Origin of the sequence: Halopseudomonas pelagia CL-AP6, assembly GCF_000410875.1 — a bacterium.
In the GTDB taxonomy this organism is placed as follows: domain Bacteria; phylum Pseudomonadota; class Gammaproteobacteria; order Pseudomonadales; family Pseudomonadaceae; genus Halopseudomonas; species Halopseudomonas pelagia.
Genome location: NZ_AROI01000012.1, coordinates 1 through 24037 on the forward strand (window position 1 = coordinate 1; position 24037 = coordinate 24037).

General features: G+C 55.9%; 19 protein-coding genes, 1 pseudogene and 1 riboswitch. Of the genes and pseudogenes, 9 read left to right on the forward strand and 11 right to left on the reverse strand.

Going from position 1 to position 24037, the window contains the following annotated elements:
* Positions 1-204, forward strand: a 204-nt coding sequence (locus K787_RS25530) for a hypothetical protein (protein ID WP_040640957.1), incomplete at its 5' end; no start/stop codon positions are given.
* An 11-nt stretch (positions 205-215) separates the two neighbouring features.
* Here K787_RS25530 and K787_RS22845 read toward each other — a convergent pair.
* The 3 genes from K787_RS22845 to K787_RS0110965 form a co-directional block, all read right to left on the reverse strand.
* Positions 216-3185: a transglycosylase domain-containing protein gene (locus K787_RS22845; protein ID WP_022962851.1), complete on the reverse strand. Its 2970-nt coding sequence runs from the start codon at positions 3183-3185 to the stop codon at positions 216-218.
* A gap of 273 nt (positions 3186-3458) precedes the next feature.
* Complete coding sequence (locus K787_RS0110960; RefSeq protein ID WP_022962852.1) at positions 3459-4463, reverse strand: virulence RhuM family protein/type II toxin-antitoxin system death-on-curing family toxin; 1005 nt, start codon at positions 4461-4463, stop codon at positions 3459-3461.
* Positions 4464-4921: 458 nt separating this feature from the next.
* Positions 4922-8215 carry an EAL domain-containing protein gene (locus K787_RS0110965; RefSeq protein WP_022962853.1) on the reverse strand — a complete coding sequence of 1098 codons (3294 nt, stop codon included), beginning with the start codon at positions 8213-8215 and terminating at the stop codon, positions 4922-4924.
* A 345-nt stretch (positions 8216-8560) separates the two neighbouring features.
* On the opposite strand from K787_RS0110965, the gene hemN reads away from it, so the two are divergent.
* On the forward strand, positions 8561-9949 hold the full coding sequence (hemN, locus tag K787_RS0110970; protein ID WP_022962854.1) for an oxygen-independent coproporphyrinogen III oxidase: 1389 nt from the start codon (positions 8561-8563) through the stop codon (positions 9947-9949).
* A gap of 54 nt (positions 9950-10003) precedes the next feature.
* On the opposite strand, the gene K787_RS0110975 is transcribed toward hemN, so the two are convergent.
* The 5 genes and pseudogenes from K787_RS0110975 to K787_RS0110995 all read right to left on the reverse strand — a co-directional run bounded on the left by K787_RS0110975 (position 10004) and on the right by K787_RS0110995 (position 15241).
* Positions 10004-10708, reverse strand: a complete 705-nt coding sequence (locus tag K787_RS0110975; protein ID WP_022962855.1) for an anaerobic ribonucleoside-triphosphate reductase activating protein — start codon at positions 10706-10708, stop codon at positions 10004-10006.
* 1 nt (position 10709) lies between these two features.
* Positions 10710-10856, reverse strand: a complete 147-nt coding sequence (gene nrdD / locus K787_RS0110980; protein ID WP_022962856.1) for an anaerobic ribonucleoside-triphosphate reductase — start codon at positions 10854-10856, stop codon at positions 10710-10712.
* A 90-nt stretch (positions 10857-10946) separates the two neighbouring features.
* Positions 10947-12653: pseudogene (locus K787_RS22850) on the reverse strand (ribonucleoside triphosphate reductase); the annotation flags it as partial.
* A gap of 166 nt (positions 12654-12819) precedes the next feature.
* Positions 12820-13026: riboswitch (cobalamin riboswitch) on the reverse strand.
* An 87-nt stretch (positions 13027-13113) separates the two neighbouring features.
* Complete coding sequence (locus K787_RS0110990) at positions 13114-14445, reverse strand: ferredoxin reductase family protein (RefSeq protein WP_022962858.1); 1332 nt, start codon at positions 14443-14445, stop codon at positions 13114-13116.
* Between the two features lie 367 nt (positions 14446-14812).
* A complete protein-coding gene (locus K787_RS0110995; protein WP_022962859.1) occupies positions 14813-15241 on the reverse strand; it encodes a universal stress protein in 429 nt (142 codons plus the stop codon).
* A gap of 293 nt (positions 15242-15534) precedes the next feature.
* Between K787_RS0110995 and K787_RS0111000 the strand changes: the two genes are divergently transcribed.
* Positions 15535-16260, forward strand: a complete 726-nt coding sequence (locus K787_RS0111000) for a transposase (protein ID WP_022962860.1) — start codon at positions 15535-15537, stop codon at positions 16258-16260.
* Here K787_RS0111000 and K787_RS0111005 read toward each other — a convergent pair.
* From K787_RS0111005 to K787_RS0111015, 3 genes are all read right to left on the reverse strand, one after another.
* Positions 16247-16564: a CopG family antitoxin gene (locus K787_RS0111005; protein ID WP_022962861.1), complete on the reverse strand. Its 318-nt coding sequence runs from the start codon at positions 16562-16564 to the stop codon at positions 16247-16249. The two genes, K787_RS0111000 and K787_RS0111005, sit on opposite strands and share 14 nt — an antisense overlap.
* 1 nt (position 16565) lies before the next feature.
* Entirely contained in the window at positions 16566-16838 is a 273-nt protein-coding gene (locus K787_RS0111010; protein ID WP_022962862.1) for a DUF4258 domain-containing protein, read from the reverse strand.
* A gap of 1068 nt (positions 16839-17906) precedes the next feature.
* Positions 17907-18329, reverse strand: a complete 423-nt coding sequence (locus tag K787_RS0111015; RefSeq protein WP_022962863.1) for a pilin — start codon at positions 18327-18329, stop codon at positions 17907-17909.
* A gap of 278 nt (positions 18330-18607) precedes the next feature.
* On the opposite strand from K787_RS0111015, the gene pilB reads away from it, so the two are divergent.
* The 6 genes from pilB to mutT form a co-directional block, all read left to right on the forward strand.
* Complete coding sequence (gene pilB / locus K787_RS0111020; protein WP_022962864.1) at positions 18608-20311, forward strand: type IV-A pilus assembly ATPase PilB; 1704 nt, start codon at positions 18608-18610, stop codon at positions 20309-20311.
* 3 nt (positions 20312-20314) lie between these two features.
* Positions 20315-21583, forward strand: a complete 1269-nt coding sequence (locus K787_RS22855) for a type II secretion system F family protein (RefSeq protein WP_022962865.1) — start codon at positions 20315-20317, stop codon at positions 21581-21583.
* A 2-nt stretch (positions 21584-21585) separates the two neighbouring features.
* Positions 21586-22458: a prepilin peptidase gene (locus tag K787_RS0111030; RefSeq protein ID WP_022962866.1), complete on the forward strand. Its 873-nt coding sequence runs from the start codon at positions 21586-21588 to the stop codon at positions 22456-22458.
* A 2-nt stretch (positions 22459-22460) separates the two neighbouring features.
* Positions 22461-23066: a dephospho-CoA kinase gene (gene coaE, locus K787_RS0111035; protein WP_022962867.1), complete on the forward strand. Its 606-nt coding sequence runs from the start codon at positions 22461-22463 to the stop codon at positions 23064-23066.
* Positions 23063-23251 (forward strand): DNA gyrase inhibitor YacG, encoded by a 189-nt coding sequence (gene yacG / locus K787_RS0111040; protein ID WP_022962868.1) that lies wholly within the window; start codon positions 23063-23065, stop codon positions 23249-23251. Before coaE ends, yacG begins: the two co-directional genes overlap by 4 nt.
* 12 nt (positions 23252-23263) lie before the next feature.
* A partial coding sequence (mutT, locus tag K787_RS22860; protein ID WP_022962869.1) for an 8-oxo-dGTP diphosphatase MutT occupies positions 23264-24037 on the forward strand: 774 nt, incomplete at its 3' end.

Genomic DNA, 24037 nt, shown 5'->3' on the forward strand with positions numbered 1-24037 from the left:
AAATGGGCCGGCTGGATTGGGCGAAAGGTCAATCAGATCAAGGGGATATGTGCGCAGGAAGTTGCGCAGATGGGTTTTTTGCTGGGCTTGGGGGGGGTGGTTGTGGCCAAGGTCAAAATGGATTCCCGCCTGCGCGGGAATGACGAGGTGGCGGCGGGAATGACGAGGTATTGGGCGGGAATGATGGCGTTAGGGTCGGGATGATTACCGGCGGCCTATTCCACTTGGCACGCCGCCCCACCCTGCTGTAAATAGGACTGCAGTATCGGCGCCATCCCCTTGAGCACTTGCACTGGCAATGCCGAGGTAAAGCGAAAGCTGTCTGCGGCCTTGCCTGGTACGAACGCGGTCAAGGTCCCGAAGTGCTCATCCCCCAGGAAGAACACAAAAGTCGCAGTGCGGTTCATTACCTGGCTACTGGTCGACCTCCCGCTGGCGGTCATACTGTGAATGCGGTTGTCCCCCGTACCGGTCTTGCCGCCCAGTGCTATGGCCGTACCATCTTCGCCAACAAAGGTCCCCTGCAAACGCCGCGCAGTACCGCCGTCAACCACTTCAGACAATACGCCTTTCAAGGCTCCCGCCACGTCAGCATGCATGACCTGCACACCCACTTCCTCCGGCCGCTGCAAGCGTGCCTCATAAGGTGTGCCGGCGGCAAAGTGCAGGTCATTGATACGGCGGCTGATGAAGCGCAGGCCGTCGTTCTGGATCACGCCCATCAGCTCCGCCAACGCAGCAGGTCGGTCGCCGGAACTGCCCAGCGCGGTACCCAAAGACGGGACCAGATGTTCAAAGGGATAACCCACGCGCTTCCAGCGCCGATGCACTTCCAAGAAGGCCTCGACTTCCAGCATGGTACGAATACGTGAGTCCCGCGCACTGCGGTGGCGCGTACGGAACAGCCAGCCATATACCTCTTGCCGTTCAGCCTGGCTGGCCTGCACCGCATCACTGAAACTGCTATCCGGCGCGCGGCGCAAATAACCCACCAACCACAGCTCCAACGGGTGCACCCGGGCGATGTAGCCTTGATCCGGCAAATCGTAACGGCCAGGGCCGTAATCACGGTACAGGCTCTCAAGCCGGGTATCGCCCAGCGCGCTCATACCCGGCTGAACCTGCATAAAAGCTTTAAACGCGGTCTCATCGGCCTCCGGGTACAGGTAACGATGCACCGCCGCCAACCGGGTCGCCGTGGGCCGCAGGCCATCAAGGAATACATCCAACCGCTCCTGCTCCGACAACCCCCCATACTTGCGCCAAAACCTAAGTAAAAACGTCTGCCCTTCCTTGTCAGCAAAACGCGCCAGATACACTTTACGGGCCGGGTCATTATCGTCACGCATCACGTTCATGCTGCTTTCCGGCGACTGATAAATCGCATAGCGCAGGATGTCGCGCATCAAGCGCACAAAAGGCAGGTTGATCGATTCGCGCAGGGATTCACGCAGCGTCGGATTACGGAAATTATCTTCGCGGCGGAAGTTACCAAAACGCTGCACGCCGCCACCGGTGAAAAATCGCTCATCAGGATTGGCCGAGTAACGCCGTTCCAGCGCCGCCTCCAGAGTCTGTGCCAAGCTCGCCTGGGGATTGGTGCTCAAGTAACCTGCAGCCCACACCGCCAGCACATTCTCGTTATCGGCCCGCAGCTTTGCCAGCGTCTGCTGATCTGCGCCGCTCAATTGCTCATACAGCTCGGCAATAATCTCCAGATAAGTCGTCAGCACACGCAGCTTGGCCGTGGAGCCCAACTCAAGCTTGCTACCCTCGTTCAAATCAAATGGCAGACCGGTGTTATCGGTTTGCACGCGCACCTGATTGCCATTGGCGCCGCGCTGCATCAGCGTAAAGCTGTAGCGTACGTCCGCGACTTTCTCCGGCGACAGCAAGCGCTCACCCAAAAGCCCTATCTGCCCGGCCATTTCCGCGGTCGCCAAGCTCTCCAGATAAGCGCTGATCTGCTGCTGCAACTCACTATGCAGGCTGGTTTCGGCCTGCAAATCAAAACGGTCAACCGCATATTGCGACTGGCCAAGCAAACCGGACAGCCGCGCCCGCGCCACCATAATTGCCTTGTCCACCGCAAAGCGCTGGCGTAGCGGGTCCTGAGCCCAATTACGGAACACCAACGGCTGGGCCAAGGCTTCATCACGCAGCGCCGCCTCGATGACACCCTCGCGGGTCAACAAGCGTAAATGACTGTCAATGAGCGCGTTCAGATCGTCTCGCCCCTGCAGCAAGTAGTAGGACGGCCGGCGCTGGGCAATCATCAGCGCCAAGCCCTGACGCAGCGCGACGGCTTGGCCCATCAAGTCGTCATCACCCGTCAAGCGCCGGCTGAAGCGCTCGATATCTTCGGCAAACCAGACCCACAAACCATCCCCCACCCCATTGACCTCGCCATGCCCAGGGGCCGCCGCCAGCGGAACGGTATTGATATAATCCAGCACCAACTGACGGCGCGCTTCCATGGTGTTCGGGCCGTTTTTGTAGGCGCGCACGCTAGCAGAACCCATCTGCATCAGCTTGTCTTCCAGACCCTGAGTGCGGCCTTCACGGGAATGGCGGAATTTTTCGATCTGCGTCGCAATGGTGCTGGCGCCCGGCGTAGAACGATCGGCATTAAAACGGCTACCCGCCAACGACACCGATGCACCGGCCAAACGCAGCCAGTTAACCGCAGGGTTGGCGTTAGGGTGCTCGGAACTTAATAAATCACGATCTTCGATAAACAGCAGCGCCTCAGCCAGCAGCGGCGGTACCTGCTGATAATCGGCGTAATTACGCTCGGGATAATGGAAGGCAAACACCGGCTCACCGCGGCAGTCACGAATAGTCAGACCAGATTGAGTTTTCTCATCAAAGGGCGCAAAGAAGCCCTGCTCGACATAACGTAGCAACGGATCGGAAAAGCGCGCCTGGGACACCACCGAATAGCCTAAGGACTGCAACCGCGGCAGCAGAACAGGCAGCGCGGTATACCCGTAACGGTGGTCGAAAGGGCCGTACTCGGGGTAGATGACCCGCTCACTCGGGCCGTCCATTAACTCATAGGTTAGTTGCGACGCGTACTCACTGACGAACCGGGATTGGTAGTATGAATGCTGGATCTCCTCGCTGGCCAACCAAGCCAGCGCCACCAGCGCAATACCCAGTAGAAGCCATGGACGGTGCCGCATATTGTCTCCCCGGTATTGTTTGCGGCCAGTCTACTGGAGAGGTGTGGGAATGGACTAGGAGTGGTTTCAATCTAGCCTAATAACGCAGCCCATTGGTGGTTTGCCTGGGCCTGTTCCGAACAGGGACCGGTAGTACCTCGAACTGTATATTGCGCTGACAATCACGATTATTGATCATCAATCGACCAGTCTGCCCACCGGAGCAATCTTAGCGGTGCCACAGACGTTCAATATGACGGAGCAGGCCCCCGGTGTCGCCTAAACGGATTTATCTCAACCCTTTTCTAGGGCAGGTTCTTTCAGCAGAAGAAAATGTTCAATCAGTCGAATCATCAGGTTTTTCTGTTCCGGCAGACTTTCCGCGACCAGCAGGGCCAAGGCCACCAGGGTGTTATCGTTGATCAACTGTTCCACTGGCCGGGCCAGTAAGGCCTGGTTACGGCGCAAAAACCATAAAAACAGAAACGAACCGCAACGTTTGTTGCCGTCAGCCAGAGGGTGATTCTTGATAACAAAATAGAGTAAGTGAGCTGCACGCGTGGCGATGTTGGGGTAGAAAAACTCATCCCCAAAACCCTGTTCTATTGTGGCCAAGGCCGAAGTCAAGCCATCGCCCCGTACTTGTCCAAACAACTCCGTTGCCTCACCCTTGGCGATCAGTGTTTGTTTGAGTTCGCCTATGGCCTTTAACGCTTCAGCTAGGTGCAGCGGTAGCATATTTGGCTGCTTGATGCCGACTTCGACCAACTGCTGCTCATCATAGCCCTGCAACAAACTCCAGGAGCGTGCGTAGTCGCTGATGACTCGGGCAACCGCTTCGCCTTCGTTGGAGACCAGGCCCTGATTGGTGAGAGTTCGGCTGAGCAGGTTTACCGCCTGCTCGAACTCAATGCCGCGCTCTGTAAGGCGGCGCTGATTGAGAGTATAGCCCCTTACAAGGTGGTCTTTCAGTACCTGGGTGGCCCACTTGCGAAATTGGACACCACGCCGAGACTTGACCCGGTAGCCGACAGAGATAATCACATCCAGATTGTAATAGTCGACTTGGTAGGTTTTGCCGTCGGCGGCAGTGGTTGCATTTTTTGCAACAACTGAATTCCGGTCGAGCTCACCGTCCTTGAAAACATTACCAATATGACGGGAAATCACTGACTTGTCCCGGTCGAACAGGCCCGTCATCTGATCTAGACTGAGCCAGGCCGTTTCCTGATCCAGCACCACTTCCAGCTGTGCCTGCCCATCCTGTGAGGTAAAAATCCGCACTTGTTGTTCAATCATTACAAGTCCCTGTAGTGCTTTATAAAACATCAATGGCATCAATGGGGTCAGTGTCATTGACTCTTGGTTTCCCGATACTCCGCAGACTTTCTGTCCCCACCCCGTCCTAGAGGAACAGCCCGCCGCCCCGTCTTGGCTGCAATTTTAGCCTGGAATCGATCATCGCCCAAAACCCATGCCTTGTTCGTAGCATCACGGATCGCCCTCAGTTCCCGCTCCGTCATTCTGCCCCGAAACAGTGAGCGGTAGGCACTCTGTCGTTCCGCCTCGGTTTTGCCTAACTGAAGATACAGAGTATGTGGCGTGAGCAACTGGATAAGTTTACCCAATGCATTTGATTGGTAACTGGACCAAGGGTATTCAATTGCTCTGACCCCATTGATCTGCTGACCCCATTGATCTCCATTGATATGAAGCCAGCTTAAAACAGCCAGTGGCCAGTAAACTGCTTTGCAAACCTATACAACCAGCGCCTCGAGCACACAAGGCTTGCCAAACAGATAGCCCTGATACGCCCCGCAACCCAAATCCTGTAGCAACGCCCTCTGCGCCTCTGTTTCAACACCCTCGGCTATCACACTCAAGTTCATCGCTGCGGCCAGCGTGATCACTGCCTGTGCGATAGCCCGGTCATTGGCACTGTTGATGATATCGCAGACAAAACTCTGATCGATCTTCAACTGATTGATTGGCAGTTGTTTGAGGTAGAGCAACGATGAATACCCGGTACCGAAATCATCAATGGAAAATGACACCCCGTGACGCTGCAGCTCCAACATCTTGGCTTTTACATCCTGGAAGCTGCTGGCCAATAACGATTCGGTGATTTCCAGCTTGAGATTATGCGGTGGCGCTCCAGCGGCGTTCAGCGCATCGAGCACGGTTTTGACGATATCGTTCTTTCTGAACTGCACCACGCTGATGTTGACTGCAATGGTCAGCCTGGCCGTTGCCGGGTCGGCGGCCCACAGCGCCAGCGTGCGGCACGCCTCGCACAATACCCATTCACCAATAGGCACTATAAGACCCGACTCCTCTGCCAGCGGGATAAAGTGCGCAGGCGCTATAACGCCTTTGGTCGGATGCACCCAGCGCAACAGCACTTCAGCGCCAGTCACCCGGCGCTGCTGATCAACCTGTGGCTGGTAGTAGAGCTTGAACTGTTGATGCTGGATGGCATCATGCAGATCCTGCTCCATCGCTGCCCGCAAACTCACCGCGATCTGCATCTGCGGATCAAAAAAGTGAATCCCGTTGCGACCCGCCGCCTTGGCTTTGTACATCGCCAGATCTGCCTGTTTGAGCAAATCCTCCAGCGAGCAACGAGCATCATTGAACATGGTTACGCCGATACTTGCCGAGCTGTTGTAAACCAATCCGTCCAGATCAAAACCCCGCCTCAGCTCGGCCGTGATCTTTTCAGCCGCTACTTCAGCCTGGTTGGCCGCTACCTGCTCGTCACTGCTTAAATCCTCGAACACCACCACAAACTCGTCACCGCCGAGCCGCGACACCGTATCGCCTTCACGCACGCAGCGCTCAAGACGCCGAGCTATGTGACATAACAGCAAGTCGCCCTTGTTATGGCCCGCACTGTCATTCAGATTTTTGAAATTATCCATATCCAGAAACAACAGCGCGGCGTAACGATGTTGCCGCGCACAATTGGCGATTACCCTTTGCAGCCGGTCCAGCAGCAAGCGGCGATTAGGTAGCCCCGTTAGCGCATCGTAAAAAGCCAGCTGGCGTATTTCGTCCTCACCTTTTTTACGCTGAGTAATGTCCCTGACTATGCCGATAAAACTGATCTCGCCCAGCTTCTGAACCTCGGCCAGCCCCAGCTCAATGGGGAAAACCGTGCCATCCTTATGTAGCCCCTCAAGCTCACGATTACGGCCAATCACATTGCCAATACCGGTACCAACATAGTTGGCTATATAGATATCATGCTGCTCGCGGTGTGGCGAGTTCATCAGCAGGTTAACGTTGCGGCCTACCATCTCCTCGCTGCTGTAGCCGAAAATATGCTCTGCCGCCAGATTGAAGGTTTGAACTATGCCCCTGGCATCCAGGCTGATAACACCATCGAGCATGTTATCGACAATCGCCTGCATCTGCTTTGACTGCTCATGCAAGGTGCTTTCAGCGGTGATCTGAGCGCTGATATCAAAGTGCGTACCCATAATCCACTCCGCTATGCCATTGGCCGCACGCGCGGTAATCCGCCCCCGGGTATTGATCCACACCCAGGTCCCGTTCTTGTGTTTCATCCGAACGTTGGCTTCATAACCCGGGGTTTGACCGCTAGAGTGCCTCTGCAGCTGCGCGAGGCAATGCCCCAGATCATCTGGATGGGTGAGCCGCTCCCAGGTGTAGCGATCTGTGGGCATTAGCTCAGGGAGTTTGTAGCCTAATAACGCAGCCCATTTGTCGTTAATCAGCATTTCACCGGTTTGCAGATTCATCCGCCATGTGCCGATCGTATTGGCGTCAATTACCGCCTTGAGCAGGTTTTCGCTATTGCTGATCAGCTCAGCGTCGTGCTTTTCCTTAGTCACGTCCAACTGAATAGCAATAAAACCCTTTAGCTCCCCCGCATCGCCCCACAGCGGGTTGCAGGCAATTCTCATCCAGTAAGGCTTGCGGCTTTTTGAATAATTCAGCACATCGACGTTGAAGCTCTTATGGCTGGCTAACGCCTTACCCATGACTTTTATGGTGTCAGGGTCGGTGTCATCACCTTGCAGCAAATCACCTGGGCGCTGACCGAGCATGTCTTCCAGACTGTACCCGGTAATGGCCGTGAGAGCCTCGTTGATCCACACCACCAAGCCTTTAGTGTCGGCAATGATCACCCCATTGGTGGTTTGCCGAGCCACCTCAGAAAGTCGTTTAAGCTCAGCGTTGATCCGCGTTTGCTCGGTGGTATTGCGGATAACAACCAATACTTCCTTATCGTCGATTTTTTTGTAACGCGCTTCAAAGGACTTATTGCTATCAGGCAGCGTGTAATGGTGGTGAACCACGTCATCCGAGTTAAACGCCGCTTCAACCCGGGTAATCAGTTGCCGGCCCATTTCATCAGGCAATACATCTTCAACGGTCCGGCCTAATACCTTGAGCCGCGGCTGCAGCAGATCGGGATGCTCATTGCAGGCCAAAAATCGATACTGACGATCAACCACCAGCACAATATCGGGCGAGGTGCCGAGTATGGAGGCCGTTCTGGCCGCGCTGGCAGTTAGCCTTCTCTGGTACTGAGCCTGGTCGGTGCTGGCGATCTCACGTTCCACCATATCGGCAAAATCACGCAGCGCACCTTGTTGCTCGGTAGAAAAGTCACGGGCAGACGAGTCAATTAAACACAGCGTACCGATTGGCTGGCCACCTGCCTCATGCAGCGGCGCGCCAGCATAAAAGCGAATATGTGGCTCATCGGCTACCAGCGGGTTGGTAGCGAAGCGTGCGTCCTGGGTCGCATCGGCTATGGTCAGAATGTCGCGACTCAGTATCGCGTGACCGCAAAAGGAAATATCCCGGCCCAGCTCCTGCAGCTCCAAACCTACCCTGGATTTGAACCACTGTCTGTCGCTATCCACCAGCGACAGCAAGCACGTCTGCACACCAAAAAAACGCGCAGCCAAGCGGGTAATGCGATCAAAGCGTTCTTCGGGCGGTGAATCCAGCAGCTCGGTTCGCTGCAATGCCAGCAAACGCTCCGCCTCGTCGACGGGAAAATCAGGTGCGATCAAGATACCTCCGCAGTGGGCTTTACTCCGCATTTTTCGGATCAAGCCGCTGTAGTCCCTTAGCCGCCGCGATTCAAATGCCAGATTTTACTAGGTTATACACTAGGAACAAGCATAAGAACGTATCCCACCCCAGTCGCTCTCAAGCGGTGCGAGTGTTCATTTTTTGCAGCGGCTTTTGAACTTGGTGATAACACCAGGCTAGCCTGTGCATGCTCTGAACAGGGACCGATAATACCTCGAACTGCATATTGCACTGACAGCCACGATTTATGATCATCCATCAACCAGTCTGCCCACCGGTGCAATCTTAGCGGTGCCACAGACGTTCAACATGACGGAGCAGGTATGGACCAACGGCTAAGTTTCAATCGCGACCTGATCGAGAAGTATGACCGGCCCGGACCGCGCTATACCTCCTACCCTACCGCGCCGCAGTTTCACAAGGCCTTCGCCATGGATGATTACCAGGCGGCGGCAAAGGCCAGCAACGCGGCGGCGTCACCCAAGCCGTTATCGGTATATATCCATATACCCTTTTGCAAGAGCCTTTGTTATTACTGTGCCTGCAACAAGATCATCACCCACAAGACCGAGCGCGCAGTAGAGTATTTGCAATACCTCAAACGCGAGATCGCCGAGCAGGCGAGCCTGTTCGATCCCTCACGGCGCCTGACCCAACTGCATCTGGGCGGCGGAACGCCGACCTATTTTACCAGCGAACAGCTGGCGGATCTGATGCAAACGCTGCGCGACGCCTTCAACATGCAAGACAGTGAAGCGCACGAATTTTCCCTCGAGGTCGATCCACGCACCGTGTCGCCGCAACAAATTCACACGCTGCGCGAGCTGGGCTTCAACCGCTTGAGTTTCGGCGTACAGGACTTCGACGCGGCCGTGCAGGCAGCAGTCAACCGAGTGCAGAGCGAGCAACAGATCCGCGACCTGGTGGTGGCGGCACGCAATGCGGACTTCAAGTCTGTCAGTGTCGATCTGATTTATGGCTTGCCGCTGCAAACCGTGGCCAGTTTTGATACCACGCTGGCGAAAATTATCGATGTTCGCCCCGATCGCATCGCTGCCTACAGCTATGCGCACCTACCGGAGCAGGTCAAGGCGCAGGGCCTGATCCGCATGGAAGACATGCCGCCACCGGAACGCAAACTTGAGCTACTGGAGCTGACCATCCATCGCCTCACAGCGGCCGGTTACGTGTATATCGGCATGGATCACTTCGCGCTGCCAGACGATGAGCTGAGTCGTGCCCAGGCGAATGGCACCCTGCAGCGCAACTTTCAGGGCTACTCCACCCACGCCGACTGCGACCTGATCGGCATCGGCGTCTCGTCCATCGGCAAGGTCGGCGACAGCTACAGCCAAAATGTCAAAGAGCTATCCCAGTATTACGCACGCATGGATAGCGGCCTGTTGCCGGTGCAACGTGGCTACCAGCTCAGCACAGACGATCGCCTGCGGCGGGACGTGATCACCGATCTGATGTGCCATGGCCGGGTTGACTACGCGAAGTTTCAACAGCGCTATCAGATCAACTTTGCCGAGTACTTTGCCGATTCGCTGGCGCTATTGCGTGAGCACCAAAGCGACGGCCTGGTGGAACTGCATGAGGATGCCCTGGTGTTATTGCCGCAGGGCCATCTGTTGATGCGCAGCGTGGCAATGACCTTCGATGCCTATCTTGGCGAAGAGCAAAAGGGCAGGTTCTCGCGCACGGTATGATCTGAGGGCGAACAGCCATACAGCCCTCACCCTATTGCCAGGTTATCCGCCAGCCTAGCCCCTTAGCTCCAGGCATTCAAAAATCGAGTCAAGGGCTAGTATGACGGTCTGCTTAGCAGCCAGGGATATGTATCCTGCGCCTATCTGCGCATTCAGCATCTGATCACTGCGGGCAACCTGTACGGCAAAACGACGCACACCCCGGTCAGCCAGGCACTCACCCACTTCAACAACCTGCTCCGCGCTGTGCAGCTCCCCATGCCAGGTCATCCGGCACTCAAAGTCCACATCGGCTTTTTGCAACTGCTCAATAGCTGCCCAGCTTTGCGGGCCGGAATGGCGGCGGGTGGTTACCGCAGCGTAGTCGGAGGGCATGGCCTTGATATCCAGTCCCACCCAGTCCAACCAGGGCAGAAGCGGCCTGAGCAGATCGAGGTGTGGGGCTCCGGTATGCAGGCCGTTGCGAAAACCCATCGCGCGGGTGTGCCGGAGGGCTGCCAGCAACGGTTTCTGGATCGTCGGTTCGCCGCCGCTGAACACCACAGCGTCGAGCAAGCCTTGCCGACCTTCTAGATGCTGCCTTACCTGTTGCCAGGTGATTTTTTCATCAGCCGTCTGCAGCGGTATAAGATGGGGGTTGTGGCAATAATGGCAACGCCAGGGGCAACCCTGCAGGAACAGGGTTGCCGCCAAGTGTTGCGGATAATCAACGGTGGAGAAGGCAGCCATGCCTCCAATCACCAGGTTATCCGCAATCATTTCAACGCTCCTGGAAATGCAGGCGCTCGCGGTGCTCGGACTGCTTGCCCTTGTTGAAGGCCGATACCGGGCGGTGGTAGCCCATTACCCGGGTCCATACCTCACAGCGCTGGCGCTGGCTGTCGTCGGTCAGTTTCTGATTATGCATGTGAATCTCCTTATACTCGTCTTGGGAAGGTTCCGGGGCGACGGCAGGTACGGCAGTCATCCCCGGTTTTTCGGAGCGGTGCTCCAGAAATCAGGCCACGGCTACCGGTTTGTCGGCTAATGCTTGCGCCTCCAGCAGCAGCTCGTCGCACCGGGGACAGAACTCGTGCTCGCCATTGAGGTATCCGTGCACCGGGCAGATCGAGAAAACCGGCGTTACCGTGATGTAGGGCAGCCGGTAATTTTCCAGTACCCGGCGCACGAACCGGCCGCAGGTAGCCGCATCGCTGATGCGCTCGCGCATGTACAGATGCAGTACGGTGCCGCCGGTATAGCGGGTTTGCAGCTCATCCTGCAGATCCAGCGCCTCGAAAGGATCATCCGTGTAGCCGACCGGTAACTGGCTGGAGTTGGTGTAATAAGGAGCCTCTGTCGTGCCCGCCTGCACAATCCCCGGAAAGCGTTTCTGGTCCTCTCTGGCAAAACGATAGGTGGTACCTTCAGCGGGTGTGGCCTCGAGGTTATAGAGGTTGCCGGTCTCCTCCTGATAAGCCTTCATGCGCTCGCGAACATGATCGAGCAGCTCCAGCGCCAATACCCGGCCCGTTTCGGTGGTGATGTCGTCCCGATCCCCGGTGTAGTTGCGGATCATCTCGTTCAGGCCGTTCACACCGATGGTCGAGAAGTGATTTCTCAGGGTACCCAGATAGCGCTTGGTATAAGGAAAGAGGCCTTCGTCCATCAACTGGCCCACGACCTTGCGTTTGGTTTCCAGACTGTCGCGGGCCAGATCCATCAGTTCATCCAGACGCGCAATCAACGCCTCCTTCTGGCCCCTGTAGAGATACCCCAGGCGTGCGCAGTTTATGGTCACCACACCCAGCGAGCCGGTTTGCTCGGCGGAACCAAACAGACCATTACCGCGCTTGAGCAGTTCCCGCAGATCCAGCTGCAGACGGCAGCACATGGACCGCACCATGCTGGGCTCCAGGTCGGAGTTCAGGAAGTTCTGGAAATACGGCAGACCGTAACGGGCGGTCATTTCAAACAGCCGCAGGGCGTTATCCGATTCCCAGTCAAAATCGCGGGTGATGTTGTAGGTCGGAATCGGGAAAGTGAACACCCGGCCCTTGCTATCGCCGGCGGTCATCACCTCGATATAGGCCTGGTTGATCATGTCCATCTCGGCCTGCAGGTCGCTGTAGCTGAAGGGCATTTCCCTGCCGGCGATGACCGGGATCTGTTCGCGCAGGTCTTCCGGGCACACCCAGTCGAAGGTGATGTTGGTGAAGGGTGTCTGAGTGCCCCAGCGCGAGGGTACGTTAAGGTTGTAGACAAACTCCTGAATACACTGGCGAACGGCCTCATAACCCAGATTGTCGTTACGGATAAACGGCGCAAGGTAGGTATCAAAGGAGCTGAAGGCTTGAGCGCCGGCCCACTCGTTCTGCAGAGTGCCGAGAAAATTCACCATTTGGCCAATGGCGCTTGAAAGGTGTTTGGGCGGCCCCGCCTCCACCTTGCCCGGTACGCCATTGAGCCCCTCATGCAACAGGGTGCGCAGGGACCAGCCGGCGCAGTAGCCACAGAGCATGTCCAGGTCATGAATGTGCAGGTCGGCGTCACGATGAGCCTGGCCGATGTGCGTGGTGTACACCTCATTCAGCCAGTAGTTGGCAATCACCTTGCCGGCGGTGTTCAGAATCAGGCCGCCAAGGGAATATCCCTGATTGGCGTTGGCGTTTACCCGCCAGTCGCTACGGTGCAAATATTCACTAATGGTAGCCGAGATGTCCAGCAACGCTGGATCGACAGCTTCTGAGATGGCGGCGGGTGAAATGGTGGCGGGCATTCGGTTCCTCCTGGAATCGCGTCAGGTCTGTAGCACCTTCGCGAGCACAGGAGATCGCGCACGGACGCCGAGCCCGAGACTTGATCAACTGTTCACCCTGAGTCGCGAAGGCGCAGTGCATGTTGTCCTGGCAGGTCTTCGGACTCAGGGGCGTGAACCTTCCGGCTCGACCTTGCGTGGCGACTTCCCGGCTTGCGCCAGTGTCATCATGCCATGCTCGTTCCCCAATACCGCTGCGCGTCAGCTCCGGAGTTTCACCGGATTCCCGACCACCAATAAACACTACATATGGTGGAATGACAGAACAAAAACACTATATATACGCAACCAGAGAGATTCAACCGAATTTTAAGGCTTTCTTCGTAACACAGCGTAGCTGGCACCCAGCTCGCAGATCATGGTGCGCTCAGCGCATATCAAAAAACTCCCGGTGCAGGCGCCTGCCCGGCACGCCCCATTTGCGAAACTGAGCGAACAGCGCTTTGGCCAAAGCTACCGGCCCGCAGCACCACAGGCTGGCCTGCTGCCAGTCAGGCACGGCGTCACGGATGTCCTGAGCTGTCAGCCTGCCCTCGGTGCGGCTACAGCGAATGATCAGATCAACCTCGGCAGCCCCGGCATCGGCGCGCAGTTTATCCAGCGCCTCTTCATTTACATCCGCCGTGGTATGGAACAGGTACACCCTGCGGTTATCGGGGTGCGTAGCCAGGTAGTTCATACGGGCGATAAAAGGGGTAATACCAATACCGGCGCCCACCCAGATCTGGGTGCGGCAGTCGTCTTCAAAGTCAAACCCGCCATAGGGCCCCTCCACGGTCACCGGCATACCGTTACAAACCTTCGCGCTGGCCCGTCGGGTGTGATCCCCCAGCTCCTTCACAACAAATTTCATGCACCGGGTTGCCGGGTCCCATCCAGAGGCAATGGTATAGGGGTGCGGACCTTCCCGGGGATCTGTGGTGACAAAGGCGAACTGCCCAGGTTGGTGGCCCCGCCAGCCTTCTCCTACCCTGACCAGGCACTCGAATACGTGCAGGCCAGGATAATGATGTACCGAGACCATTTCGCCCGGCACCCGGCGCGCCTTCGCCGGCCAGCCAAGCAGCAACAACACCGCCGCCACGCTACCGGCCAACACGGCGGCAAGTGTCAGCCAGCCGACCGGCTCAAGCCGATAACTGAATTCCATCAGAATAAAGCTGTGCCAGGCCAGGGGTAGAAACACCAGCGCCAGCAGCTTGTGGGTTTTGCGGAACAGGTGGTACGGGAACGTCTTCACCAGGGCCAGGATGATCAACACCGCGACAATATAAAAGGCCCATTCCCCCAGCGTTTCTGCCAGCCCGCGCTGGCCGCGGAACCAGGCTTCGAGGCCAACAAATTCTTGCCCGGCACCTTTGCGGGCCGGCCGTTCCAACCAGCCCCAGCCCACCATCCATTTGGTACCCTGCGCCCACCACCAATGCAAGGTAGCCAGCACCAGAGCAGCAATCCCCAGCCATTTATGCAGGCGGTAAACCTTGTCGAGGCCACCCAGCCAGCGTTCCAGTAATCGCAACCGCAGCGCCAGCACCAGCGCCGCCGCCATCATGCACACCGCCAGCAGGCCGGAATACTGCACAAACACCTTGCGAAACGGAAAGTACGCAAACGGGCTGACCCACAGGCTGTCTGACATCAACCAGACGCCACTGACCAGCGCAATCCACCCCCAGAAAAACACCGAAATACGCGCCATAAGAACACCTTGTGAGCAGCCTGCACCACAGATCAAGCTACTCGCAGCACCGCCCACGGGGCTTGACGCTGGTCAAGCAAAGCCGGCTTTATACGGAATTCACCTACAGCTGGGCGGAAAGCCCGGAGACCGCCAATCGGCTTATCGCTCATTGGTGAGCGAGCAACTTCCGGTTGAGCTGATTGAAGAAATAAGCCGAGCAACCCCAAGCTGGCTCGCCCTGGGGAATGAGCGCTTCAAGAACCAGATAGAAAATCTTACCGGGCAGTCAGTACAATCCGGGAAAACCGGCCGACCATCCAAGCAGCCAAAAGCAACCAGAGCAAATGACAGCTTTAGTTTACTCTGACCCCGGTTTCTCTCTTGATTACTTGACCAGCAGGACCGGCACCGGCACCTCGTGAACCACGCGGGTGGCTACGGAGCCCATGACCAGATTACCCAGATTGCTCATGCCCCGTGTGCCCATAACCACTGCGCTGCAGTTATGCTGCTTGGCCGCCTTGACCAGCTCGGTGACCACCTCACCCATCACTTCATGGCAGCTATGTTCAATACCCGCCGCCTGCAGGCGGGCGGCCGCCTTGGCATTGACTTCAGCGGCATGATCCAGCGCGCCAGCAGTCAACTGTTCAAGCATGGCTGCCGACACATAGTTACCATAAAATTTGGGCTCCGTTTGCACATTGATCACATGTGCCTTGAGGTGCGCAACGTCCTTGGCGAAGTTGATCAGATAATCGACAGCGCGCTCGGCGCTCGGGGAACCATCGTAGGGAAGCAGTACGGTTTGCATAGGTGCTCCTGTTAGGATCGGCTGTGTAATGAACCCTTATATCGCATTGTGACAACTTGGCAAAGAAAGGCATTGACCCGCATCAAGTCACTTAACAGGCGAAAGGCAAGTCCAGACCCCATCAGTCCAGACAACCGGCCAACTTAATTGACGCTGGACGGACCGGACAAGATAGTTGACGCTAGATATCCCGCGGTTATATTCAGAATTTGTGATCCGGTCGATGCCGCCACCCTTCCAGCCTTAAGCATCCTTTGCCATCATCCATTCGGACAACGCAGCCCGGAAAAAGCATGGCAAGACGTCGACGGATATCTCACCCTGGCATAGCCCAGCACCTGATCCAGCGCGGCAACAACCGGCAGGTTTGCTTCGCGAATGAAGCAGACATGGTTACTTACGGTCAATGGCTAAGGGACTACTCCGCCAAATACGGTGTTGCCATTCATGCCTGGGTGTTCATGACCAACCATGTGCATATACTCGCCACGCCTGAAGGAGCCGATAGTATTGCCTTGATGATGCAAGCGCTGGGCCGGCAGTATGTCCGCTATTTCAATGCTCGCTACCATCGCACCGGCACATTGTGGGAAGGCCGCTACCGTTCCTGCCTGGTCGATTCCGATGCTTATCTACTGCAATGCCAGCGCTATATAGAAATGAACCCCGTGCGCGCTGCCATGGTTTGTTCACCTCGCGAGTACCGCTGGAGCAGTTATCACACCAACGCCCATGGCAAGGCTTCTCAATTAGTCACGCCCCACGCTCTATACCAGCAACTGGGCAAAACCCCTGAAGACCGGCAATTGGCCTATCGCGCATTGTTTGTCGAGCAGCTTGCTGTTGAACTCATAGAAACAATAAGCCAAGCAACCCTCAGCGGGCTCGCCTTGGGTAATGACCGCTTCAAAAGCCAAATAGAAAGTCTTACCGGGCAATCAGTACAGTCCGGCAAAACCGGCCGCCCAGCCAAACAGCCGAAAGCAACCGGAGCGGATGAGCGGTTTATTTTACTCTGACCCCAATTTCCCGCTGGCCTGACTTGTTCGCAGAGATATCCTTAAGCCCGCCTGATACATACTTGTGCAGGACACTGGATACCAGTGATTGGTAGGGAAGCCCCTCCTCCAACGCCCGACGCTGAAGTGCCTCAAGGTCCCGACTAGAAATCCGGATATTGATTCGCTTGTCTTTCTTGAACGCTTCTTCCGCCGCCTTGGCAACATATTCCATGCGATCAGCATCCAGATCCGATGCAAATTCCCCAGCTTCGTATGTCTCTAGCAGTTCCTGCTCTTCTGTATCTAATTTGCTCTTGGCCATATTACCCCCTCAAAAATGTCTTGGTGGCCTTGCGACTGGGAATGATCGTCTTGAGAAAAAATTCCCGGTCATTTTCAACGTACGGGACCAGCCAGGCGTAATCATCAATCCGAACGACGAAGAGTCGCTGGCTCGGGTACTTATCCCTGTTGGGATGAGGCCCATCGTCGAGTAAGCCACCAGATTGGAGAGCAAACAGCACATCTTCAAAAGACACCCCTCGCTCACTCATCAACTGCTGGTTCTTTTCCGCATTCCAGTTAATTTGCTTCATCAAGCGAGTCTAGCAGAGCGTGTGCCTATTGGCATCTGCTGCATGAATTGGTCATGCCAGGCGAACAGGGGCTTGTTGGTAAAACTGAAGATAAGATCAGGTCAGAAGCGAATCAGATAAACGTTACTCTGACCCCAATTACTTGCTTCAATCCACCCACCCCTTGGCCAACGCATCTATCTAAACGATATGCCGGGGGTGCTCCAGAAACAACAAACCCCGGAAATCCGGGGCTGTTGGTAAAACTGAAGATCAGATCAGGTCAGAAGCGAATCAGATAAACGTTACTCTGACCCCAATTACTTCACATTCTACTCTGACCCCAATTACTGGGGGCGCTCCAGAAACAACAAACCCCGGCGGACCGGGGTTGTTGGTAAAGCTGGAGATCAGGTCAGAAACGAATCAGATAAACGTTACTCTGACCCCAATTACTTAAAATAGAGAGCCTTACCGGGCAGTCAGTACAACCCGGCAAAACCGGCCGACCATCCAAGCAGCCAAAGGCAACCGGAGCGGATCAGAACTTTAGCTTACTCTGACCTCGGTTTTCCTTACAACAAACCCCGGAAGTCCGGGGTTTGTTGGTAAAGCTGAAGGTCAGGTCAGGTCAGGTCAGGTCAGAAGCGAATCAGATAAACGTTACGCTGACCCCGATTTCACCCCAACAAACCCCGGAGGTCCGGGGTTTGTTAGTAAAGCTGAAGATCAGGTCAGGTCAGATCAGATCAGATAAAAGTTACTCTGACCCCGATTTCAAGATCAGGTCAGGTCAGAAGCGAATCAGATAAACGTTACGCTGACCCCGATTTCACCCCTGACCCCGATTTCACCCCAACAAACCCCGGAGGTCCGGGGTTTGTTAGTAAAGCTGAAGATCAGGTCAGGTCAGATCAGATCAGATAAAAGTTACTCTGACCCCGATTTCCCTAGATAAAAGTTACTCTGACCCCGATTTCCCGCGATTTCTCTTCACAACAAACCCCGGAAATCCGAGGTTTGTTGGTAAAGCTAAAGATCAGGTCAAGCCAGACAAACGTTACTCTGACCCCGATTTCCGCACTAATATTAGGTGCAGTTGCCAGGCTTGAATTTAGCTTCCAGGCCGTTGCTTGACGCACAGCTCCAAACGCCTTCAGCGGTACGGCTAAGCGTCAAAATTTTACCATTAATTTTGGCGGCATTACCATTTTTCATCGTGCACACAATATCCGTGTTGCCTGTAACGGCGAGATCGCAGTATGTGCCGGTTGAAGCAGCCTGACCTATATAGCCTTCATCTGCGGGAGTAAGCGATGGTGCCTTACCTTCATTAACTGCTAGCTCGAACGGAGTTTTCAGTGGAGATAACTCTGCCAAAGCTCCAGCCGCTTGAGACTTGGCTACATAATCCTGATAAGCCGGCAAAGCAATTGCCGCCAAAATGCCGATAATCGCAACTACGATCATCAGTTCGATAAGAGTAAAACCTTTCTGCATTTGAGCTTTCATATACTACTCCATTAGTGTGATTTAGCCTGTGGGCTGGCTAACCTAATGCAGACCCCATGCCAACACGCTACAGGCCCCGCCTGCGCGGCTCTGTAGCAAAAAAAACCCTCCCCACGTCACCTGATACGCGATTATTCGTCACTCACTGACAATTTTCGTCACCCCTGCAGCCGCCAAACAGGTTTTTAAACCCAACAGGTGCAGACAGCATCCGCTCTGTACTATAGTCGGCAGATCAGAACCCTTATAAACACAACGCAGTGAGATCCACCCAGCCTATGGATAACCCCGCCCTCTCCGGCCTGGCCCGGCGTATCGTTCAGGACCAGCTACTGGACGCCCAGGCTGCCAGCAAGGCCAGCAAACAGGCCACGCAAGACAAGATTCCGTTTATTACCTACCTGGTGCAAAACAAACTCGCTAACGCACGGGACCTGGCGGTGCTGTGCGCTGAAGAATTTGGCTACCCTTACTGCGACCTCTCGGCGATGGATAAAGAATCGCAGCCGCAGGATCTGGTCAGCGAAAAATTGATCCGCCAGCATTCGGTGCTGCCGCTGTTTAAGCGCGGTTCCCGGTTGTTCCTCGGCATTTCCGACCCGACCAATCAGCAGGCCTTGAGCGATGTGCAGTTCAGCACGGGCCTGATGACCGACGCAGTGATTGTTGAAGATGACAAATTACATGCCCTGATCGACAAGTTTCTCGACAGCCCCACTGGCGGGCTGGGGGACATGAGTGATGCCGAACTTGATGATCTGGATGTGCAGACCGTCAGCGGGGATGATGACAAGACAGACGGCGGTAGCGACGCTGACGACGCCCCTATCGTTCGCTTCGTCAACAAGATGCTGCTGGACGCCGTGCGCATGGGCTCTTCCGACTTGCATTTTGAACCCTACGAAAAACTCTATCGGGTTCGCTTCCGCACCGATGGCATTCTGCATGAGGTCGCCAAACCGCCGGTTCAGCTCGGCGTGCGGATCGCCGCCCGCTTGAAGGTGATGTCGGCCATGGATATGGCCGAGCGGCGCAAGCCGCAGGATGGCCGGATCAAAATGAAGATTTCCAAGAGCAAGGCCATCGACTTCCGGGTAAACACGCTGCCGACCCTGTGGGGCGAAAAGGTGGTGTTGCGGATTCTCGATGCCGAAAGCGCCAAGATGGGCATTGACGCACTGGGCTATGAAGAAGACCAGAAGCAAATGTACCTCAACGCCCTGGCCAAACCCCAGGGCATGATTCTGGTTACCGGCCCCACAGGTTCAGGCAAGACCGTTTCGCTCTATACCGGTTTGAACATCCTCAATACCGTGGAGCGCAATATCTCCACTGCCGAAGACCCGGTCGAAATCAACCTTGAGGGCGTGAACCAGGTTAACGTCAATATCAAACAGGGGCTGGATTTCGCCAAAGCATTGCGGGCGTTTCTGCGTCAGGACCCGGACATCATCATGGTCGGCGAGATCCGCGACCTGGAAACCGCAGAAATCGCCATTAAAGCCGCGCAAACCGGGCATATGGTACTCTCTACCCTGCACACCAACAGTGCCGCTGAAACCCTGACGCGGCTACGTAACATGGGCGTGCCGTCTTTTAACATTGCCACGTCGGTCAACCTGATTATCGCCCAGCGCCTGGCACGCAAGCTGTGCAAACAGTGCAAGCAAGTCATGGAGGTGCCCAAAGAGGTGTTGCTGGAGGAAGGGTTTAGTCAGGAAAAAATCGCTACAGGCTTCACAATATACGGCCCTGTGGGTTGCGAAAATTGTAAAGATGGATATAAAGGACGCGTGGGGATCTATGAAGTGGTCCGCATCACTCCGGCAATGCAACGCATTATCATGGAAGACGGCAATTCCATCGAGATTGCCGATGTCGCCCAAAGTGAAGGTTTCAGGAGCTTGCGTCAGTCCGCACTATTAAAAGTCGAACAGGGCGTAACCAGCTTGGCGGAAGTCAACCGAGTGACCAAGGATTAAGTCATGGCGCAACAAGCAGCGGTAAAAAGGAAGACGGCCCCTTTAAGAAAGAGCGCGGTCAAAAAGGAGCCCAAGACCTTTACCTACAAATGGGAAGGCAAGGATCGCAAGGGCACCAAGGTTGCGGGCGAGATACAGGGAACCAATCCTGCATTGATCAAAGCCCAGTTGCGCAAACAAGGGGTACTGGTCACCAAGATCAGCAAAAAATCGACACTGTTCGGCAGCAAAGGCAAAAAAATCAAGCCTTTGGACATTGCGTTTTTTACTCGTCAGTTAGCGACCATGATGGCCTCGGGCGTACCCATTATTCAGGCGTTTGACATCATTGCCGAAGGTACAGAAAACCCCAATTTCCAGAAACTGATCAACGAAATCAAGGTGGATGTTGCCGCAGGTAACACCTTGGCGGATTCCCTCCGGCAGCACCCCAAGTATTTTGATGATCTGTTTTGCAACCTTGTAGAGTCTGGCGAACAATCCGGCCGCCTGGAATCGTTGCTTGATCGTATCGCGACCTACAAGGAGAAAACCGAGGCCATGAAGGCCAAAATCAAGAAAGCCATGACCTATCCCATTGCGGTGGTGGTGGTAGCGATTATTGTGACAGCTATTTTGCTTTTAAAAGTGGTACCTCAGTTTCAGCAGGTTTTCTCCAGCTTCGGCGCGAATTTACCCGCCTTCACACTGTTCGTCATGGGTATATCAGAGTGGCTGCAGGCTTGGTGGTTTGTTGCGTTGGTGGGAATTGTCGCCATTGGGTACGCCTACACTCAAGCGCATGTGCGATCAAAGAAATTCCGTGACGGTGAAGATAGGCTTTTACTCAAAGCCCCAGTCGTTGGCGATATCATTTACAAGGCCGCCGTGGCCCGCTATGCCCGCACCCTTTCGACCACCTTCGCAGCAGGTGTACCTCTGGTCGATGCGTTGGATTCAGTCGCTGGGGCGGCGGGCAATGTGGTGTTTTACAATGCGGTGATGCAGATCAAGGAAGATGTATCAGCTGGCTCGCAGCTAAACTTCTCCATGCGGACTACCAACATCTTTCCTTCTCTTGCCGTGCAAATGGCCGGAATTGGTGAAGAGTCAGGTAATCTTGATGGCATGCTCGACAAAGTCGCGGACTATTATGAAGCGGAAGTCGATAACGCGGTAGACAATCTGACTACGCTGATGGAACCCATGATAATGGTCGTACTGGGCGTGCTGGTCGGCGGTTTAATTATCGCCATGTATCTGCCGATCTTCCAACTGGGCAACGTCGTCTAAATATGCCCATTATCGACTACCTGGCCAGCCACGCGCTGGCCTTTATTTTGATCGCCGGCCTGCTGGGCCTGATTGTCGGTAGCTTCCTTAACGTGGTGATCCACCGTGTGCCAAAGATGATGGAACGCGACTGGCTAAGGCAGGCGCGGGAGATGCTGGAGCCTGATGCCGAGCAACCGGAAGAACCTACCTACAACCTGATTCTGCCCCACTCCCATTGCCCGCACTGCAATGCGGAAATCAAGGCCTGGCAGAATTTGCCGATTCTGAGCTATCTGTTGTTACGCGGAAAATGCGGGCAATGCAAAGCGCGCATCAGCCCGCGTTATCCGCTGGTAGAGCTGCTCACAGCAGTGCTATCGATGGTCGTGGCGTGGCAGTTCGGTTTTGGCTGGGCTGCAGGGGCCATGCTGGTGCTGACCTGGGGGCTGATCAGTTTGAGTTTGATTGACGCCGATACCCAGCTGTTACCGGACTCGATAGTACTGCCGCTGCTCTGGCTCGGCCTTATTCTCAACAGCTTTGCGCTACTCACCGATCTCAACGCGGCGCTCTGGGGCGCTGTTGTAGGCTATCTGAGCCTGTGGCTGGTGTTTTGGGCATTCAAGCTGGTCACCGGCAAGGAAGGCATGGGCTATGGCGACTTCAAGCTACTGGCCATGCTCGGTGCCTGGGGCGGCTGGCAGATTCTGCCATTAACTATTTTGCTCTCGTCACTGGTCGGCGCCATTCTCGGCCTGATCATCCTGAAAACCCGCGGCCAGTCCAACGCCACCCCCCTGCCCTTCGGCCCTTATCTGGCCATTGCCGGGTGGATTGCATTGATCTGGGGTGACACAATTACCGGCACATACCTTCAATTTGCCGGATTCTAAGCATGATCATAGGTTTGACCGGCGGCATCGGCAGCGGCAAGAGCGCTGCGGCTGACCGCTTTGCTTTTGTGCACGGTATCCATGTGGTGGATGCGGACATCAAGTCCCGCGTCGTGGTGGAGCCTGGGCGGCCTGCGTTACAGCATATTGTTGATCGCTTTGGCGACGCCATACTGCTTGAAAACGGCGCGCTCAATCGTGCCGCCTTGCGTGAACGGGTATTTCAGGACGCGGATCAACGCCGTTGGCTGGAAGCGCTGCTGCACCCACTGATTCGCGAAGAAATCGTTACGGATCTTGCCTCGGCCACCTCGCCCTACGCGCTGCTGGTCTCACCGCTGCTGGTCGAGTCTGGCCAGCACGCCATGACCGAGCGCGTTATCGTGGTCGATGTGCCCGAGGCCATGCAGATATTGCGTACTGCCCAACGCGACAACGTGCCTGAAGCGCAGATCAAGGCTATCATGCAGGCCCAGGCCCAGCGTGAAGAGCGCCTGCGGCATGCCCATGACATTATTCTCAATGACCAGGATCTGGCGACACTGCACGCGCAAGTGGATGCGCTGCATGAACGCTACCTGGCCATGACCACAGGAGCCACCCCATGACCCTGAGCGTCGAATGCCCTACTTGCAAGGCCCCAGTTACCTGGGACGACAGCTTTCCAGACCGCCCTTTCTGTTCACCTCGCTGCCGCCTGATCGACCTGGGTGCCTGGGCCTCCGAAGAGCACGTGGTGCCGGGCGAAGAGCTAGAGCAGGATTTGTATTCAGGCGACTTACCCCAGCAATGAGCCGCTGACTGCATGCGCCGTATTCATGTGATGGCGGCGGTGATTCGCCGAGCGGATGGCTGCATTCTGATTGCCAAACGCCCCGATGCAGCGCATCAGGGCGGGCTGTGGGAATTTCCGGGGGGCAAACTTGAAGCCGGTGAACCGCGCCTGGCCGGTCTTACCCGCGAGCTCTCGGAAGAGCTGGGCATTCAGGTCACCTGTGCTCACCCGCTGATTGATATCCGCCATGACTACCCGGACAAGTCCATACGCCTGGATGTGTGGAGCGTTTCTGTGTTCACGGGAGTAGCCCATGGCGCGGAGGGGCAGCAGGTGCGCTGGGTGGAGCCGCAGGAGCTTGGGCAGTATGCCTTTCCGGCGGCGAACAGGCCTATCGTAGCTGCTGCCACCCTGCCGCGACGCTATTTGATCACCCCTGATGGTACTGATGCCGAGTGTTTGATGGCGGGGTTGGAGGTTGCCAGCGGGCTTGGTGTACGGATGGTGCAGTTGCGGCAGACGGGGTTGAGTCAGTTGGAGTATGACCGCCTTGCCGGGGCATTGATGGACCGCTTTGGTGATGCCTTTGTATGGATATTGAAAGGTGAGCAGCCGCCATTAAATGGGGCTGGGTGGCATGTGACTGGGCGGCAGTTGCGGGCGTTGCATGGGGCTGGGTGGTGTAAGGGGGGCCCTATCGCGGCGGGGCCGCCGCTCCCACAGGGCTCAGAGAGCACCGCCGGAGTGGAGTATGCCCAATCCGGGTGGGAGCGGCGGCCTGAGAGCGATGGGGTTGGGGAGTTG